The organism is Acinetobacter lwoffii, assembly GCF_019048525.1.
Classification (GTDB): domain Bacteria; phylum Pseudomonadota; class Gammaproteobacteria; order Pseudomonadales; family Moraxellaceae; genus Acinetobacter; species Acinetobacter lwoffii_K.
The window spans coordinates 2,676,219-2,693,759 of sequence record NZ_CP077369.1 but is presented as its reverse complement, the minus strand read 5'-3'; the positions used below and the strand labels follow the sequence as shown (position 1 = coordinate 2,693,759).

The 17,541-nt window shown below is 42.9% G+C and carries 15 protein-coding genes; 9 read left to right on the top strand and 6 right to left on the bottom strand.

Annotation, left to right across the window (positions count from 1 at the left end):
• Window positions 1–120: 120 nt before the first annotated feature.
• Together I6L24_RS12625 and I6L24_RS12620 are read right to left on the bottom strand one after the other, a co-directional pair.
• Window positions 121–474 carry a hypothetical protein gene (locus tag I6L24_RS12625; RefSeq protein ID WP_005097222.1) on the bottom strand — a complete coding sequence of 118 codons (354 nt, stop codon included), beginning with the start codon at window positions 472–474 and terminating at the stop codon, window positions 121–123.
• A 227-nt stretch (window positions 475–701) separates the two neighbouring features.
• A complete protein-coding gene (locus I6L24_RS12620) occupies window positions 702–1,724 on the bottom strand; it encodes an AraC family transcriptional regulator (RefSeq protein WP_216986126.1) in 1,023 nt (340 codons plus the stop codon).
• Window positions 1,725–1,862: 138 nt separating this feature from the next.
• Here I6L24_RS12620 and I6L24_RS12615 point away from each other — a divergent pair, with 138 nt between their 5' ends.
• From I6L24_RS12615 to I6L24_RS12605, 3 genes are all read left to right on the top strand, one after another.
• Window positions 1,863–2,633 carry an SDR family NAD(P)-dependent oxidoreductase gene (locus tag I6L24_RS12615; RefSeq protein WP_216986125.1) on the top strand — a complete coding sequence of 257 codons (771 nt, stop codon included), beginning with the start codon at window positions 1,863–1,865 and terminating at the stop codon, window positions 2,631–2,633.
• 246 nt (window positions 2,634–2,879) lie between these two features.
• On the top strand, window positions 2,880–4,016 hold the full coding sequence (locus I6L24_RS12610) for an acyl-CoA dehydrogenase family protein (protein WP_216986124.1): 1,137 nt from the start codon (window positions 2,880–2,882) through the stop codon (window positions 4,014–4,016).
• A gap of 268 nt (window positions 4,017–4,284) precedes the next feature.
• Window positions 4,285–5,931, top strand: a complete 1,647-nt coding sequence (locus I6L24_RS12605) for an AMP-binding protein (RefSeq protein ID WP_216986123.1) — start codon at window positions 4,285–4,287, stop codon at window positions 5,929–5,931.
• A 268-nt stretch (window positions 5,932–6,199) separates the two neighbouring features.
• Here I6L24_RS12605 and I6L24_RS12600 read toward each other — a convergent pair whose 3' ends face one another.
• Window positions 6,200–6,730 carry a pyridoxamine 5'-phosphate oxidase family protein gene (locus I6L24_RS12600; protein ID WP_005247254.1) on the bottom strand — a complete coding sequence of 177 codons (531 nt, stop codon included), beginning with the start codon at window positions 6,728–6,730 and terminating at the stop codon, window positions 6,200–6,202.
• Between the two features lie 482 nt (window positions 6,731–7,212).
• On the opposite strand from I6L24_RS12600, the gene I6L24_RS12595 reads away from it, so the two are divergent.
• From I6L24_RS12595 to I6L24_RS12580, 4 genes are all read left to right on the top strand, one after another.
• Entirely contained in the window at window positions 7,213–7,983 is a 771-nt protein-coding gene (locus I6L24_RS12595; protein ID WP_216986630.1) for a HesA/MoeB/ThiF family protein, read from the top strand.
• Between the two features lie 57 nt (window positions 7,984–8,040).
• On the top strand, window positions 8,041–9,339 hold the full coding sequence (locus I6L24_RS12590; protein ID WP_114541118.1) for an ABC1 kinase family protein: 1,299 nt from the start codon (window positions 8,041–8,043) through the stop codon (window positions 9,337–9,339).
• 129 nt (window positions 9,340–9,468) lie between these two features.
• Window positions 9,469–9,849, top strand: coding sequence for a dihydroneopterin aldolase (gene folB / locus I6L24_RS12585; RefSeq protein WP_004278766.1), 381 nt, complete (start codon window positions 9,469–9,471; stop codon window positions 9,847–9,849).
• A complete protein-coding gene (locus I6L24_RS12580; RefSeq protein ID WP_213687380.1) occupies window positions 9,806–10,243 on the top strand; it encodes a 2-amino-4-hydroxy-6-hydroxymethyldihydropteridine diphosphokinase in 438 nt (145 codons plus the stop codon). Before folB ends, I6L24_RS12580 begins: the two co-directional genes overlap by 44 nt.
• Window positions 10,244–10,817: 574 nt before the next feature.
• On the opposite strand, the gene I6L24_RS12575 is transcribed toward I6L24_RS12580, so the two are convergent.
• Complete coding sequence (locus I6L24_RS12575) at window positions 10,818–11,519, bottom strand: VIT1/CCC1 transporter family protein (RefSeq protein ID WP_216986122.1); 702 nt, start codon at window positions 11,517–11,519, stop codon at window positions 10,818–10,820.
• 282 nt (window positions 11,520–11,801) lie between these two features.
• On the opposite strand from I6L24_RS12575, the gene I6L24_RS12570 reads away from it, so the two are divergent.
• Entirely contained in the window at window positions 11,802–12,503 is a 702-nt protein-coding gene (locus I6L24_RS12570) for a DUF1003 domain-containing protein (RefSeq protein ID WP_216986121.1), read from the top strand.
• A 144-nt stretch (window positions 12,504–12,647) separates the two neighbouring features.
• Here I6L24_RS12570 and coq7 read toward each other — a convergent pair whose 3' ends face one another.
• Window positions 12,648–13,283 (bottom strand): 2-polyprenyl-3-methyl-6-methoxy-1,4-benzoquinone monooxygenase, encoded by a 636-nt coding sequence (coq7, locus tag I6L24_RS12565; RefSeq protein ID WP_004278762.1) that lies wholly within the window; start codon window positions 13,281–13,283, stop codon window positions 12,648–12,650.
• 3 nt (window positions 13,284–13,286) lie between these two features.
• Window positions 13,287–14,606, bottom strand: coding sequence for an MFS transporter (locus I6L24_RS12560; protein WP_005103454.1), 1,320 nt, complete (start codon window positions 14,604–14,606; stop codon window positions 13,287–13,289).
• A 174-nt stretch (window positions 14,607–14,780) separates the two neighbouring features.
• On the opposite strand from I6L24_RS12560, the gene I6L24_RS12555 reads away from it, so the two are divergent.
• On the top strand, window positions 14,781–17,537 hold the full coding sequence (locus I6L24_RS12555) for an autotransporter assembly complex protein TamA (RefSeq protein WP_216986120.1): 2,757 nt from the start codon (window positions 14,781–14,783) through the stop codon (window positions 17,535–17,537).
• Window positions 17,538–17,541: the final 4 nt, after the last annotated feature.

Sequence of the window (17,541 nt, the reverse complement as noted above, 5' to 3'; positions counted from 1 at the left end):
GGTTTTTAAATTCTTAGATTAACATCTGAAATATCCAGTATTTTTAATGACATTCTATTACTATCCTATAAAGAAAAAAGTGATGCCAGAGCATCACTTTTGTTAAATTCTTTAAAAGAATTACATCGGATAGTCTTGCAGGCAGTCATAGACTTCGACTTGATCTAAGCCACCGGTTTCCATTGCCAGACAAAGCGCTACAACTTTCACGGTATCTGCCAAGTATTGTTCATCTTTGAGTGCAATACCTTGTTGCAGGGCGACAATGCGATCTGCCGGAATTTCTAAGGCTGCCGCAGTTTCAGTTGCATCAACACGGTTAAAGAACTGAACCACAACATCTTTAAGCGCTGAGTCAGAGGTACTTAAAATAGCTTGATTAAGCTGTTCAGAGATTTGATCAGCTGAATGAACTAAAGCATTGGCGAAGTTTTGAACAAGATTCTGTTCAAGAACATCAGTCATCTTTAACATGAAAATACCTTCAACTTAGGAGAAAATTTGGGAGTACAGCCAATAGCAAAGTGCTATAAATTGAGTGAAAAATAATCTATTCTCAGTCGAATTGCAAAGCTTTCTGGATGACTGTGTAGTCCTGCTAATATATGTTTTGGGGCTTGAAATATATAATCATAATAAAAATAAATGCTTAGAATCCAAGTATTTTTCGGTAATATTTTTGAAGTCTAAATTTATATAAATTATCTAATATTATTTTGTCGATACGCGCCTGGACTGACGCCAGTCCACTTTTTGAATGCACGATGAAATGCACTGGATTCCTGAAAATTAAGCTGATCGCTAATCTCTTGTAAACTTTGTTCAGTACGGGTCAGTAACTCAATGGCGGTATCCCGGCGTATCTCATTTTTTAACTGTTGATAGCTGACTCCTTCGCTTTTTAAACGCCGTTGCATGGTGGCTTCAGACATATTCATTTTTAAGGCCAGTTCATTCAGTTCCAGCCATTCTGCCGGTGAAACATGCAGCAATTGTCGGCGAATCTGGGTGCTCAAAGCATAGGGGTTTTTAAAACGCACCAATAAATTTTGTGGAGTTTGCTGAATAAACTGATACCAGGACTGAGCATCCTGTTTAATTGGCAGTTGCAGATAGCTTGCATCAAATTGCACATAGTTTTCGCTGGCCTGATATTCAATCTGTTCACAAAAACGGACTTTGTAATCGAAATCATCCAGGGGAGCTGCACATTTGAGTTGAATCTGATTAAGCAAAATCCGTTGTCCACTTAACCAGCAGATCAGGGTATGAATCAGCATCAGATAAGTCGCATAACTAAACATGCGTTTAGTCTGTTGTAGATCATAAATCACGATATAGGCATAGTGTTCCTCAACCATGAGCGTGCTTTGCAGATCGTCCAAAACCAGGTTGAGAAATTGCAAAATATGTTGCAGCGCTTTTTCCAGTGTATCTGCCTGCATGACCATTTTCGAAAGTAATTTAAAACTACCACGACGCATGGCATGGCTGTCCATACCAAAAAATTCGTCATTCATGCTGTCTGCAAGCACAGTCCATAACTGGGCAAATTGGCTAACGGATACGCGTGCCTTGGGAGAATTCAATACTTCTGCTGGGATATTGGCTTTTTTCAGAATGGCAGGGAGATCAAATTGCAGCCGTTTGGCATCCAGCAATGCTTCATTCACCAGATCAATCGAGATGGTGCCTTTGCTATATTCCAGTGCAGGCTTATGCATATTCAGTCTGACATCCTTGTTTTCATTGTCCAAATACATCATGCAAGATGCAATATTTGGAAATTGTACAGAAGAAAAACTCTGTTTACTCTGCATATTAAGTCGTATCTGAAATAGAAAAATCGCTAGGAAATAAACATGAACATTCAGGGAAAAGTTATTGTGATCACCGGTGGTGCCTCGGGTTTGGGTGCAGCCACAGCAACTCATTTGGTTGAACACGGCGCTAAAGTGATTCTGGTCGATATGAATCAGGAGCAGGGCCAGGCATTACAGCAGCAACTGGGTTCACAGTCTGAATTTGTACAGCTTGATGTTACCGATGAGCAGGCAGTTGAAGCTTTCTTCGCTCATGTTGAAAGCACGTATGGTCAACTGAATGGTCTGGTGAACTGTGCAGGGATTGCACCGTCTGCCAAAGTATTGGGACGAAACGGCATCCATGAATTGGCGATGTTTCAGAAAGTGCTGAATATTAATGTGAGCGGTACTTTTAACATGCTGCGTCATGCGGCGGCTTTAATCGCAAAATATGAGCTGCAATCGGGTGGAGAAGAACGTGGCGTGATTGTGAATACCGCTTCGGTTGCCGCTTATGACGGCCAAATTGGTCAAACTGCCTATGCGGCATCCAAAGGCGCTGTAGTCGCTATGACTTTGCCGCTAGCACGTGAACTGGCTCGTGAAGCGATCCGTGTCATGACCATCGCGCCGGGCATCATGGAAACTCCAATGTTGAAAGGCATGCCGCAAAATGTCCAGGATGCTTTGGGGCAAATGGTGCCGTTTCCACCACGTCTGGCAAAACCACAGGAATTTGCTCAGTTAGTTGGTCATATTTTCGAAAATAGTTATTTGAATGGTGAAGTGATTCGTCTGGATGGCGCAATCCGTATGCAGCCTAAATAAGTCTTCGATTTATATAGGACATGATGATTTGCACATCTGTAAATTTCTCATTGAATTTAAATGAATTTGCTCAAGCATGCATTTTCTTTTGAAGGATCAAAAGAAACAAAAATCCTTTGCGAAACTGAAGATACATCCCTGTATCTCAGTTTCGCAGGCGACATCCATGCCGCCTTATCCGACGTGCCAACGATCTCAATAGTAAAAAGCTTGAAGTAAATAAATAGATATAGAAAGGGAAGTTCAATGATTTTAAATGATGAACAAAAAATGATTCAGGACATGATGCGAAATTATTCGCAGCAGAAACTGAAACCGACAGCGGCCTTACGCGACAAAACTGCACAATTCCCTGCACAAGAACTTAAAGAACTCGGTGAGCTTGGCGCATTGGGTATGACAGTGGCTGAAGAATGGGGCGGCGCAGGTCTGGATTATGTGTCACTGGTCTTGGCACTAGAGGAGATCGCCGCAGGTGATGGTGCAATATCGACGATTGTCAGTGTGCAGAATTCTTTACCTTGTGGCATTACCCAGCGTTATGGCACAGAGGAACAAAAACAACAGTATTTAACCAAGCTGGCAACAGGTGAATGGCTCGGGTGTTTCTGCTTGACAGAACCTCAGGCCGGTTCGGATGCCAGTTCGCTGGAGTGTAAAGCCGAACGTGATGGTGATGAATGGGTGTTAAATGGCACCAAGCAGTTTATTACCACAGGGAAACACGCACAGATTGCACTAGTCTTTGCTGTGACTGATAAATCGGCAGGGAAAAAAGGTATTTCATGCTTTCTGGTGCCGACCGATGCACCGGGTTATATCGTGTCCAGTCTGGAAGAGAAAATGGGTCAGCATTGTTCCGATACCGCGACCATCGTTCTGGATAACTGCCGGATTCCTGCTGCCAACTTGTTGGGGCAGGAAGGAGAAGGCTATAAGATTGCCTTGTCGAACCTTGAATCGGGGCGGATCGGCATTGCAGCACAATCTGTCGGTATGGCCCGGGCTGCGCTAGATGCTGCAGTGGAATATGCCAATGATCGCAAAGCCTTTGGCGTAGAAATTGTGCAGCATCAGGCTGTGGCATTCAGGCTTGCAGATATGGCGACACAAATTGAAGCCGCACGTCAGCTCGTCTTGCATGCTGCAACCTTAAAAGATGCTGGCCAGCCATGCTTAAAAGAAGCTTCTATGGCCAAATTGTTTGCTTCAACTATCGCAGAGCGAGTCTGTTCAGATGCGATTCAGATTCATGGTGGCTATGGCTATGTGTCGGATTTTCCGGTTGAACGTATCTATCGTGATGTACGAGTGAGCCAGATTTATGAAGGTGCATCAGATATTCAACGACTGGTGATTGCACGTGAAGTGTGTCAACGCTGATTGTTAAATTAAAAAAACAGACTTTGATTGATGTTCAAATCCTGCACTTACATTGATGGATATGGAAATTGCAGGATTCAACTGAACATGATGATCTAAAGACATACAGTACGAATAATCGAAAAATAAGCCTTATTCATGTTCTAGCCCTAGGGCATGAATGCAGATTTGAGAAAGTATGCTGAGGGAATCAGCAGGAACAACAAATACAAATGGATAAACTCAGGTAAGGTCGCCTGAAAACTACAATAGGAAAGAGGTTGTCGTCATGAAGACACTAGAGCAGGCATATGCTGATTTTAATTTTGAAAATATGGTTCAGGAACATCTGGTTGGAAGCGCAGAGAACATCAATGCGTATACCGAATGCTGTGGTCGATACCTGGGTCAAAACCGAACTGCACTGATCTGGGAAGGTAAAAATGGAGATGCAGAGCAGTGGACCTTTGAACAGCTGGCAACAGCTTCAGGACAGCTGGCCAATTATATGCATTCTCTGGGTTTAAAGGCCGGTGACTGTATTGCAGGATTGCTGCCAAGAACGCCAGCACTCTTAATTACCATATTGGCCACCTGGCGGATCGGTGCCATATACCAACCTTTATTTACTGCCTTTGAAAGCAAAGCCATTGAACATCGCATCAGTACCGCTGGCACCCAGTTGATTGTTACTGATGAAGAGCAGCGACTGAAACTTCATGATCTCAATGTCCCTAATATTCTGACTGTGCATCAAACAGCGGCAGATGATTATCAAGATGCTGATTTCTGGACAGCCTTACAGCAGCAACCGGAAGAGTTTGAACCGGTAAATTGCCAGTTTAATGATGTCTTCCTGATGATGTTTACTTCAGGCACCACAGGCTTGGCGAAATCGGTTCCTGTGCCTTTAAAAGCCTTGTTGGCCTTTAAGGGTTATATGCTGCACGCTGTAGATCTGCAAGATGAAGATTCCTTCTGGAATCTGGCAGACCCAGGCTGGGCGTATGGACTGTACTATGGTATTGCAGGGCCGTTGAGTTTAGGGCACAGCATTATCATGGATGAACGTGGCTTTAGTGTCGATAACGCCGTACAAATCATTCAAAAATATCAGGTCAGCAACCTGACCGGTTCGCCAACTGCATTTCGCATGTTCTTTGGCTTTAAAGAAAAATTTGATGCAGGCATCAGCTCACATTTACGCGTGGTAAGCAGTGCGGGTGAGCCGCTCACGCCTGAAGTGATTCAATGGTTCAATCATGATTTAAATGTGAATATTTATGATCAATATGGACAGACTGAACTGGGTATGGTGATCGCCAATCATCATGGCTTGGAGCATTATAAAAAAGTTGGTTCAGCCGGTTTTGCTATTCCTGGGCATCGTTTTGCTGTATTGAACAAAGAACATCAGGAAGTAGAAAAAGGCGGGATTGGAACCTTGGCAATTGACTGTTTAGCTTCACCGTTGATGTGGTTTGAAGGCTATGCAGGGCATAACCGCAAGTCATTTGTCGGGCAGTATTATCTCACTGGTGATACTGTGAAGCTGAATGAATATGGCGGTATTGATTTTATTGGACGTGCGGACGATGTCATTACAACCTCGGGATATCGGGTTGGGCCTTTTGATGTAGAAAGTACTTTGCTTGAATGTGAGGAAGTGCTTGAATCCGCAGTCGTTGGCAAGCCAGATCCAGAACGAACAGAAATAGTGAAAGCCTTTGTAGTGCTTAAATCAGCCTATCCTGCCACTGAAGATTTAATGTTAAAACTGCAAAGTTATGTACGTTCACGCTTATCCAAACATGCCTATCCGAAAGAGATTGAGTTTGTGGCGTCTTTGCCTAAAACATCGAGTGGCAAGATTCAGCGCAATTTACTCAAACAGCAGGAAATAGCCAAAGTCCAAGAGATGAAGCGAGTCAGTTAATTTAGTTAGTTAGTTTCTCAAATTAGTTTTTTGATTGAATGCTAAAAGGTTGCCATGGCAGCCTTTTGGTTTTTTAGGAAATAAATCTTCTACTTAAATTTTAGTCAGATATTGAGCTGATTTTCCCAAGCTTATATTTTTAAGAGAGCAGATTAAGGCAAGCAAAAATTATAATTTTTTATGTCATTACAGTGGAATTACATTGATATTTAAAATTAAATATATCAAAAAATTAGCCTCTTAATTTCAAGAGGCTAAATCTCATTCATTACCAGATATTACTTTGTAGATTCACTTTTTGATGTTCTGCATGCGGTTCGCCCGCTTCACCAGTTACGCCGCCTTTTAAGGCTTTAAAAAGCTGGGTGACTTTGTTGTCTGTCACATTCCAATATTCTGCGCTGATTGCTTCAGCAATCAATACCCGTACGGTAGGATCATCTTTGCCTTCAAACCAGTTTTCAGCCCACGGATTCCACAACTGTTCAATCAGAATGCGGTCAGTACTGATCTGGGCATGTGCACTAATCGACACGTAAATACCATCTGATGGTTTTGCAAAAGACAGACCAATCTGACCACGGCCTGTTTCTGCTGCTTTGACCAGATCATTGGTGTTACGCAGGATGAAATATAAGTTTTGACGTTCATTCATCTGCTCGGAGTTCAGCATGGTCATCGGCTGGGAGTGTATTTCATGTGTGTCGGTTAAATGGCTGATCATGGTGTAACGGACATCCTTGATCAATTCCCATAATTTTTCACGATTATCATGTTGAGTATTGTTATGCTCGGTCACGTATGTTCTCCAGACGATTTTATGAAAGCTGAAAAGATTGCTTGGTATTTTCAGATTAATCATATTTGGAGACAGATGCCTTAGGTCTCACTGAACTCATACATTTTCATACTCAAATATAGGCAGAGACTACAGAATTGCTAAACAAGACAGCTCGATTTACAGGGAAATTTAATAACAAAGATTTTAAAAACTTCAGGTCTGACACCTTTTATAAGTTAGAAAAAGCTGTTTGCCGGAACCATTGAATTGAGGTGATTCAAAAAATCTTGCCAAGCCATAGCCGCTGCAGCTTGATACCGAGCGTTTAGCTGATATGCTATTTGGCTCAACGATTGCCGAACCAATTATTGATATGCTGTAAATTGACTGTGAGATTGATCTTCCATAGATTTATCAGTCCTTAAAAACTTCAGTAAAGTTAATTTTACGATCATTGTTAAAAATTTTCGAAACAAGGAAAGACGTTGTCTACATTTAACATGGATGCCATCTCCCCAGAATTTGAACTCACTGATGCTGAACTACATCTGTATAGCCGTCAGATTCTTCTGGATGGCTGGGATATTGACGCTCAAGAACGGTTAAAATTTTCTAATGTCTGCATTATTGGGTGTGGCGGGATTGGCTGTGCACTGGCAGAACTTCTGGCACGCGCAGGCGTGGGAAAAATTACCCTGATCGATCCAGATACCATCGAGATGAGTAATTTACAGCGACAACTGGCATTTATGCCGCAGGATATTGGATTTTATAAGGCAGAAACTCTGGCCAAAAGACTGAGTCAGGTTAATCCTAACGTACAAGTTGAATATGTGAATCAGGCCTTAACGGCTGAGAATGCAGCGCACTTGATTGAGCATCAGGATCTGGTGCTAGATGGCTGTGACCAGTTTACCACACGCTATCTGGTCAATCAGATTTGCGTGGAGCTAAATGTGCCCTTATTGAGTGCTTCTGCGATTGGCTTGCAAGGTCAGCTATTTATGGTCGAAGGGGATTCCGCCTGTTATGCTTGCCTGTTCCCGCCAGAAAATCAGGCCGATGAAAGTCTGCGCTGTGCAGATTCCGGTGTACTGGCCACCACACCGAATGTGATGGCCAGCTTACAGGCACATCATGCCTTGTTATATCTGGGATTAGGTCAGATACCACTTCGACAAAAGCTGTTGTTGTGGGATGGGCTGAGCTTTAAACAGCGGATTCTTGCTTTCGAAAAAGATACAGATTGCCCAATCTGTCAGGCAAGATAAGCCTGCAAAGTGAATTTTTTTGCTACACTGCGTTTAATTAATTTTTCCTAAGACATTATGAAAAACAATATCTGGTTAGATGGAATACGTTCAGTTGCCCGTATGGGAGAAACAGCAGTCGTTGCGGCAAAGGCGGGCTTTAAATATGCCACTGAAAAGCCGAGCAATGCCAAACTCATGCGTGAAACTTTTGAATCCTTAGGTTCAACTTATATCAAGCTGGGTCAGTTTATTGCCAGCACACCGTCGCTGTTTCCACGTGAATATGTTGAAGAATTTCAGGGTTGTCTGGATCAGACTCCACGCTTGCCGTTTAGCTATATCCAGCAAGTATTGGCTTCTGAATTTGCAGGACGTAATCTGGATGAAATCTTTGCATCGATTGATAAAACGCCGTTAGCTTCTGCATCTATTGCACAGGTGCATGCGGCCAAACTGGTGTCTGGCGAAGATGTCGTGATTAAAGTACAAAAACCGGGCGTAGAAACCATTTTGTACACTGACTTGAATGTGCTGCATTGGGCAACCAAGTTGCTGGAAAAAGCAGTCCCGAAAGTTAAGTTTGCTTCACTGGCTGACATTGTCGAAGAAATCAAAACCCGTATGGTGCGTGAAGTCGATTTTATCGAAGAAGCACAGAATCTGGATGATTTCGTTAATTACCTGAATATCACCAACAATCAGGCAGCCACTGCACCTAAGGTTTATCATCAATATTCGACCCGTCGTGTGCTCACCATGCAGCGTTTATACGGTGTGCCTTTGACAGATTTTGAAGTGGTCAAAAAAGTATCCAAAGATCCATCTCAAGTACTTATCACTGCGATGAATACCTGGTTTGGCAGCTTGATGATGTGTAACAGTTTCCATGCCGATCTGCATGCAGGCAACCTGATGCTACTTGAAGATGGCCGTGTCGGTTTTATTGATTTCGGTATTGTTGGTCAGCTCAAGCCTGAAGTATGGACGGCATGTATGGCATTTATGGATTCATTGCAACATACCAATTATGAGCTGATGGCGCAAAACATGCTGAAAATGGGTATGACCGCTGTGCAGATAGACACCAAAGTTTTGGCTGCTGATCTAGAGCGTTTATTCAGTGGCGTGTTGATGGCAGATCCACAGGAATTGTTAACGTCGAATCCTGCTGATCTGAACGATATCATGATGGATATGGTGGCTGTGGGTGAGCGTCACGGGATCCGGTTCCCGCGTGACTTTGCCTTGTTGTTCAAGCAAATGCTGTATTTCGACCGTTTCATGCGTATTCTGGCGCCGTATACCGACATCTATGCCGATCAGCGTTTGCAGATGGTACAGAGCATGGATCCGAATCTGCTGTTAAAGCATTAATCTTAAACCCTATCTAGACTTGGAAAAATCCCCCTAAATCCCCCTTTTAAAAGGGGGACTTTAAAAGCTCCTCCCTTTGTAAAGGAGCTTGAGGGGGATGTGGTCAGTATTAAATTCTCGAGCAATCCAATGGACGCCATTATTATTGAAGGTTTAAAGGTTGAGACAGTCGTGGGCTGCTTTAACTGGGAGCGTCAAATTATTCAGCCTTTAATGCTGGATTTGATCATTCAAACCGATTTAGAACAGGCATCAAACTCAGATGCACTTGCAGATACGTTGAATTATGCAGAAATTTGTGAGATTTCCAGTAAAGTCATTCAAGACGCCAAGCCTGAATTGATTGAACATGCAGCAAAGTTAGTGCTGAATGCACTTTTTACTACCTTTACAGCAATTGAATCGATTAATATTACGATCCGTAAGCCTGCCATTATCGCGCAAGCCAATTCTGTAGGGATACGTCTTGAACGCCACCGAAACGATTTTCGCCCTAGCATTAGCGAGTAATTGTCATCCTCAGCAACATTTTCAAGCTGCACAGCAACGTATTTCTGAATGGGGAGAAGTTCAGTTTTCTCCCATTTATATGATTCCTTGCCGCGATGGCATCGGCGCAGATTACTGGAATGCAGCGTGTTTATTGCGAAGTTCGGTGTCTAGTGAAGGCCTGATTGAGCTGCTCAAACAGCTGGAACAGGCATCAGGGCGAGTACGTCCATCTCATCAGATTACTTTGGATGTTGATTTGATTGCCTGGGGATTAGATCTTCAACATATGCAGTTTAATGAAAAAAAGTTGCCCTTGGCTCTGGATGTGAAAGTGCCTATGTTTGATATCTGGCATGATGCCATGTTCGAACATGGATCACATAGCTTCCCAACAGTTGAACAGCTGATTTAAATCAAATCACCTAATTTTTTGCTAATACATTTTATCCAGTAAGAATAATTAACCAGCCTGATCAAGCCAGATCAGGCTTTTTATGGTGCAGTTTTTTTGTCTTTAGAGTAAAAGAAAAATTCAGATAAGATGGTTCAGGTGGAGTTTAGGAATCATTTAAAAATGAAAATATTAGAAATCTTGGTTTCGGTCATTTTAATTCTTGGAATTCTTTATGTGATCCAACAGGGAATTAATATTTGATTGATTTAAAGCTCTGAAATGTATTTTAAGATCAATAAAAATCCTCAAAGTATCAAGAAATGAATCATCGCTCTTTCACTTTTTCTTGTTATAAAAAATGATCAGTAATACGATAATGATCGCCAAGATGGCAAGAATGATCGTAGTTTCCATAACAATACCTCTCAGGCATAAATCTTAAGTTTTAAGCATCTAAATTAAAACCGAATATATATTAATTAAACTCAAGTTTTGTTAGAGCCGCTAGTTTTTTGAAAAACATTTTTCAGTGATGTTGATAGAAGAACCGCTCAATCCTATTCTGTGTCTAACTAAAAAAATAAACATATATTTAGCCAACAGACACATTAAATAATGATCCGATCCATGCACTGAATAACATGGCGATAATTCCCCAGAGCATGACCCGAACTGCACCTCTCCAGACACTTACTCCACCCGCATAGCTCGCCAGTGCACCCATCATCCCCAAACTTAAAACGCCAATCAGCATGACGCCTTTATCCAGATAGTGTTCCGGTAAAATCATAATTGAAATTAAAGGAAATAATGAACCTACCGTAAAGGCCATGGCCGAAGAAAATGCAGCGAGAAAGGGTTGGGCAGAGGTATGTGCTGAAATACCAATTTCATCCCGGGCATGGGCATCCAAGGCATTATGGTCGGTCAGCTGTTCAGCGACCTGTTGTGCCAAAGCAGGTTCCAGACCTCGTTGTATATAAATCGTTTTGAGTTCATTTAACTCATGCGTGGGATGGCGCTGAAGTTCGCGCTCTTCCATGAGTAGATCATTGGTTTCAATATCTTGCTGGGATTTAACCGAAATATATTCACCGGCCGCCATCGAGGCAGCGCCAGAGATTAAGCCGGCAACACAGGTCACCAATAAAATTTCTGTGGATGCTCCACTGGCTGCAATACCCACCACCAGACTGGTGACCGAAATAATTCCGTCATTTGCCCCCAGTACAGCTGCACGAAGCCAACCCGCGCGTTCGATATAATGTTTTTCAAGATGGTATGAATGGCGCACAATGAAGCCCCTTTTTTATTATCATCATGATTATAGTAAATTTAAGTCATGTATAGATAGTAGGATTGAATCGATCTGAAAATTATCTTGAATGATCTGATCATCGTGCGCTTGGCTGAGCATTTTATCAATCCAAGATAAAATCGAAGTGAGATTCATAAGTTCAAGAAATCAGACGCACTTGATACATAATTGATTTACGAATGGTAAAAATGATTAAAGCAAATCAAATATATCGAACAAAATAATAGCTGAGTGAGCTGGTTTAAAAAGAGAATCATCATGAAAGAAAAACATGAAAGCCATAAATGCTTGGTATGCGGCAAGCACTTTCTTCTGAAAAATCTCACTCCGATGGGAACAGTCAGAAAAGTCATTACCGAAGAGATTGCCAGGGATATTCCAGGCTGGACACCGCAAGATTATATTTGCCAGGCAGATTTAACCCGGTACCGCATACAGTATGTACATTCATTATTAAGTTCGGAAAAGGGTGAAGTGACTGATCTTGAGTTTGAAGTGATTGATAGCATGCATCAGCATGAACTGATTACCAAAAATGTGGAAACAACCTTAGAGCAAAAGTGGACCTTGGGAGAAAGGCTCGCCGATAAAATTGCAACTTTTGGTGGAAGCTGGACCTTTTTGATTTGTTTTGCAATCTTCTTGGGCCTGTGGATTACGATAAATACTGTGGTGATGGTGACACGACCTACTGATCCTTATCCATTTATTCTGTTGAATTTAATCCTGTCCTGTCTTGCGGCGATTCAGGCACCTATTATTATGATGAGCCAGAACAGACAGGAAGCAAAAGACCGCTTACGTTCGCAAAATGATTATCAGATCAATTTAAAAGCCGAGCTGGAAATCCAACACTTGCATGAAAAATTAGATCATCTGCTGCTACATCAATGGGAACGGTTGGCGCAAATTCAGGAAATCCAGCTGGACCTGCTTTCTGAAATGAGCAAAAAAGATTAAAGGAAGCTGTGGGGAATCTCTATTATTTTATAGAACTTATAAGCAATAAGATAACGATATCCCTTGAGCTGATAGATACCAGTGAGGATTTCAGATGTATTAAAAAGCCCACAAATGAGTGGGCTAAAATTAAAATAGTGGGATTTAAATAAAATAACTGGTTTTGGTCATCAACTTGGAAATGCCTGTCATGGCGATCTTAACTGGAACGGGTAGATCTACACCGCCAGCATTTAACGCTGTATCCCGATGATGCAGTTCATCTTCATTCATCTGTTCTAGAATACGACGAGAACGTTCATCCTGCGGTGGCAACTGGCTAAGATGATGCTGTAAATGCATGCTGACCTGACGTTCTGTTTCAGCCACAAAACCCAGACTGTATTTATCGCCTGCGATTCCGGCAATTGCACCCATACCGAAGGAAAGACCGTACCAGACCGGATTGAGCAGACTGGTATGGCTATCCAGTTCTTTTAAGCGGTTTTCACACCAAGCCAGATGATCCTGTTCTTCAATCGCTGCCTGTTCCATTTCGCGACGTACATTCGGGAGTTTCGCCGTCATCGCCTGACCATGGTACAGCGCCTGTGCGCAAACCTCACCACTATGATTGACCCGCATTAAACCTGCCACATGACGTGCATCACTGACGGTTAACTGTGTTTCTACCGGTTGGGCCGGATTTTCACGTTGGGCCGAAGTCGTGCCCGGGACTAGACTGCGTAATGCCTGGTCAAAAGAGTGAATCAGTTTATCGAGACCTGTATATTGACGCATGAATTAATCCTCCAAGGGCGCTTTTGCAGTTTTGATCATTGGTTTCAGCCGGTAAAGTAGCCAGAGAGTAAACAGGCCGCTTAATACTGCGGTAATACAAAAAAGTATTTTAAGATCAAGCTCTAAAACACTTAAAATAATAATCGAGAATATAGCAGAAGATACCATGAAAACGGCATTCAGAATGTTATTTGCTGCAACCACACGCGCACGATGTGAGCGGGGAGAATGCGCCTGCATCATGGCATACAGCGGTACAATATAAAAACCGCCGCTAATTCCAAGTAAGGTGACGGCCAGCATCACATGATAATAGCTCCAGCCTTGCTGAAAGACATCTGCCAAGCCGATTAATGCACCTGTACGCTCCGGAACAAAGGCCAGACTCGCGGCCAGATACAGGGCAAAGATCACCAGACCGATCGCGCCAAAAGGCACCATCTTGATATTGACCTGGCTGCCACCAATTTTACGGCATAAGTATGAACCCAGACCAATTCCGACAGAAAAAAAGGTTAAGAGCAGACTGGCGACATTTTCAGATGCATGCAGATTTTGTAATGTCAGCTGAGGAATCTGGGTCAGATAGGTTGCACCATAAAACCAGTACCATGAGTTGCCCAGTAAAATTGTAAAAATCAGAGGTAAGCTTTTGGCATATTTCAAGGTCTGCAAGCTGGTGCGGAAGAAATTCCAGTCAACTTGCAGCTCAGGCGCGGGAATACTTTGTTTCAGGATATAGCGACTGGATATATAACCAATCAAGGCGATGCTGATGACGGTTAAACTGATCCAGATCAGGTTGCCGGCGGAAGCTGCAATGACTGCACCGCCCAGAATCATACCGAATAGGATTGCCAGAGAAGTTCCGGACTGAAACAGGGCATTGCCGGACATCAGTTCATTCGGTTTCAGGACTTCAGGTAAAATCGCATATTTGATCGGGCCAAAGAAAGTGGAATGGGTGCCCATCAGGAACAGGGCAAATAACAGAATCCATAAATTGCCCATGAGGAAACCGACAGTTCCCAGCAACATAATGGCAATTTCCAGAAGCTTGAGATAGCGAATCAGCTGTGAACGTTCGTATTTGTCGGCAATCTGACCGGCCGTGGCTGAAAAAATAAAATAGGGCAAGATAAACAGTAAAGCCGCCAGATTATTTAAAGTGCTGATGCTGGCCGATTGCTGTTGAATCCAGCCATAAGTAATGACCAGCAGTAACGCCTGTTTAAATACATTATCGTTTAATGCACCAAAAAACTGCGTCAGAAACATCGGTAAAAAGCGCCGAGAAGCTAACAAATGTTCATTTTTGTTCATATAGGCCGTGCTACATTAAGTTTTATTAAGAAATGTCAGTTATGCGTAAACATTGAGAAAAATCATGTAAGATACTTTCAGCCATGTAAAGGTAAAAACCAATTAATTAAGCTCCTTAGCTTATATTTTTCGGTCAAATAATCAATTAAAGAATGTATTCGTTTAGAGTTTGCTATGCCTGCAAAGAAAAATTTTAAAAAAACGATGCTAAATCGCAGTATGGGGCCTCTCATACCACAGCATAGTGGTATGCAGCTGTGTATGAGCATCTTTTTTATGATGTTATCCCATCAGAGCATGGCACAAACCGAACAGCCCGAAACACCTGTGGCCATTTCTCAGGCAGAAATGGTGGACGAGCTATCCAAAGAAGCGATTCGTCAGGGAGTGGCCACGTCCGAAACGGAAGCGGAAGAAAAAATCGAAGAAGCCTTGGAGCCTGAAGTTCCAGTGGACAGCATGTTGATGCTGGAACAACAGCAAAATGCAGGATCTGGTCTGGGTGAATTTACGCCGATCGAGTTTGATGATCTGGAAGATCTGCCAGTACAGACTATTGATCAGAACATGGCGAATGAAATTTACCAGGTAGCCGAGCAAGCCAAACAGGAAGCACAAAACTATCGCAATACTCAGACCAGCGAAACGGTGGTGGCCGATATCAGCCAGCAAGAACTGCTGGAAATCAATCAGGCGCCGGTTAATGTCGATCAGTTGATGCAATCGATTCAGGCTGACAGCCAGATTATTGTACAAAATAATGAAGCCGGATTGACCTTGCCAGAAGTGCCAGGTCAGCTTGTCGCTGAGGATGATAAACGTCCGAATCTGTTCAAACGACTATTTTATAAAATCCGTCCTCCACGTCAGATTATGACGGCAAGAGTTCCTCGCATTAGTGCAGATGTGGTGATCATGAATGGACAAGGTGTTGCACAAAGTAATGGTATGCTGAACCGTAAAGATGTGCCTGAAGGCCATCTGAATTTAAGAAATAATGTCAAAGCCAAATTATCCAGTTTTACCCAAGAGTCTTTTGGCGACTTTAATTCGGCTTTGCCGCAATTACGCACCTTGTCCAGACAGGCAGCGCAGGCAGTGGGTTATTATAATGCCCAGTTCAGGTTTGAAAAAATCTCTGACAGTCGGGTTCAGGTTTTTGTGACCCCGAATGAACCTGTGCTGATCAGCAGTCAAAATATTGAATTTACTGGAGAGGGTGCGGAACAGCCACAATTCCAGGTCATCAGTCTTTTACCTGAACAGGAAGAAGGCGATATTTTCAATCATGGCAATTATGAAAAAACCAAAACACGCATTACCACAGCAGCCAATAACAATGGTTATTTTGATTCATTCTGGCGTCTGCATGATGTAAAGATTGCCCAACCACAAAACACTGCAGATGTGAACCTGCGTTTTGAAACGGGTGAACGTTATAAATTAGGCAATGTCGAGTTCAGAATGAGCGATCCTGAAAAGGAATTCCCGCTGGACCGAGACGTACTGGAAAGTCTGGTCACCTGGACAGATGGTGCTGATTATACCTTCTGGCGGGTCAATAGTCTGGCCAACAACCTGACTAACTCACGTTATTTTAATTATACCCTGGTAGATGCAATTCGCCCTGATCCGCTTGATAAAGAGCTGGAACTGGCACCCGATATTCAAAGCCTGATTGAAGAACAGAAACGGACTGAAGATCAGGCTGCTACTATGCAACCAGCTCGCTCGGTATCCTCTTCTCAGGAAGTGACCCAGAATGTCGTAGATGAAGACCAGTTTGCCGGTAGCCGCGATCAGGAAAGCGCAAATTTAAGAACTTTACGGGTTGAGCAGCAAACCAAAGAGAATGAACAGGACCGTTTAAAAGTACAGGCACGGGAAGAGAAAAAGATTCCAGTGATTGTGACTTTAAATGCAGACCGTTTAAATAGTGCTGAAGTGGGTTTGGGTTATGGCACAGATACCGATATCCGCTTACGTGGTCAATATCGTCGTGCCATTGTGAACAAGCGCGGACATTCGTTTGATGCCAACATGGAGTTATCTGGCATCCGTCAGTCGATTGATGGACGTTATAATATTCCCTATCACCATCCGCTGAATGATTATGTCAGTATTGTGGGTGGTTATGAGCGTGAAGAGCGTGAAGGCGTCGCACAGGGTGAAGGCCTGTTGATTGAATCGGCAGTCTTAGGTGCAGACCGGATTATTAAAAATCCACTGGGTAACTGGCAACGTACTTTTGGCGCCCGTTATCGTCTGGATCGCTTAACACAGGATGGTTCTGTTGATTTTAACCAGATTCCAGAAGCGTTTCGCTTTAATACCGAAGATGAACAGCAATCGCTACTGGTGGGTTATGAAGTTTCACGTACCGAGAGTGATCGTCGGGTCAATCCGACAAAAGGTTTTAAGCAGACCTATAAGATTGAACTGGGCAGTGAGGCTTTACTCTCTGATGCCGATATGGCCATTGTGAATGCAGGTTGGCGGTTTATCTATTCATTGGGTGAAAATGCAGACCATCAGTTTGTGGGTCGTGCCGATGCAGGCTATATCTTTACTGAAGATTTTGCCAAAGTGCCGTATAACCTGAGATATTTTACCGGGGGTGATCAGAGTATCCGCGGTTTTGATTATAAGAGCCTTTCTCCGGAAATTGACGGTTTTAAAGTAGGTGGTCAGGCCTTGGGCGTGGCTTCATTAGAATATAATTATCAGTTTAAGGAAGGCTGGCGTGCTGCGGTCTTTGCAGATGCCGGAAATGCCTATAATAAAGAATTCAGTAATCCGACCGAATATGGCGCGGGTGTGGGTGTGCGTTGGGCTTCACCGATTGGGCCAATACGTATAGATGTTGCGACTGGACTGTCTGATGACAATTATCCGATTCGTTTACATTTCTTTATTGGATCACAGTTATAAAACA

Excerpts from the sequence above, each read along its gene's own strand:
- I6L24_RS12605 (WP_216986123.1), top strand. The coding sequence starts at position 4,285 with ATGAAGACACTAGAGCAGGCATATGCTGATTTTAATTTTGAAAATATG.
- I6L24_RS12610 (WP_216986124.1), top strand. The coding sequence starts at position 2,880 with ATGATTTTAAATGATGAACAAAAAATGATTCAGGACATGATGCGAAAT.
- I6L24_RS12590 (WP_114541118.1), top strand. The coding sequence starts at position 8,041 with ATGAAAAACAATATCTGGTTAGATGGAATACGTTCAGTTGCCCGTATG.
- coq7 (WP_004278762.1), bottom strand. The coding sequence starts at position 13,283 with ATGCGTCAATATACAGGTCTCGATAAACTGATTCACTCTTTTGACCAG.
- I6L24_RS12625 (WP_005097222.1), bottom strand. The coding sequence starts at position 474 with ATGTTAAAGATGACTGATGTTCTTGAACAGAATCTTGTTCAAAACTTC.
- I6L24_RS12560 (WP_005103454.1), bottom strand. The coding sequence starts at position 14,606 with ATGAACAAAAATGAACATTTGTTAGCTTCTCGGCGCTTTTTACCGATG.
- I6L24_RS12555 (WP_216986120.1), top strand. The coding sequence starts at position 14,781 with ATGCCTGCAAAGAAAAATTTTAAAAAAACGATGCTAAATCGCAGTATG.
- I6L24_RS12615 (WP_216986125.1), top strand. The coding sequence starts at position 1,863 with ATGAACATTCAGGGAAAAGTTATTGTGATCACCGGTGGTGCCTCGGGT.
- folB (WP_004278766.1), top strand. The coding sequence starts at position 9,469 with ATGGACGCCATTATTATTGAAGGTTTAAAGGTTGAGACAGTCGTGGGC.
- I6L24_RS12620 (WP_216986126.1), bottom strand. The coding sequence starts at position 1,724 with ATGCATAAGCCTGCACTGGAATATAGCAAAGGCACCATCTCGATTGAT.
- I6L24_RS12570 (WP_216986121.1), top strand. The coding sequence starts at position 11,802 with ATGAAAGAAAAACATGAAAGCCATAAATGCTTGGTATGCGGCAAGCAC.
- I6L24_RS12595 (WP_216986630.1), top strand. The coding sequence starts at position 7,213 with ATGGATGCCATCTCCCCAGAATTTGAACTCACTGATGCTGAACTACAT.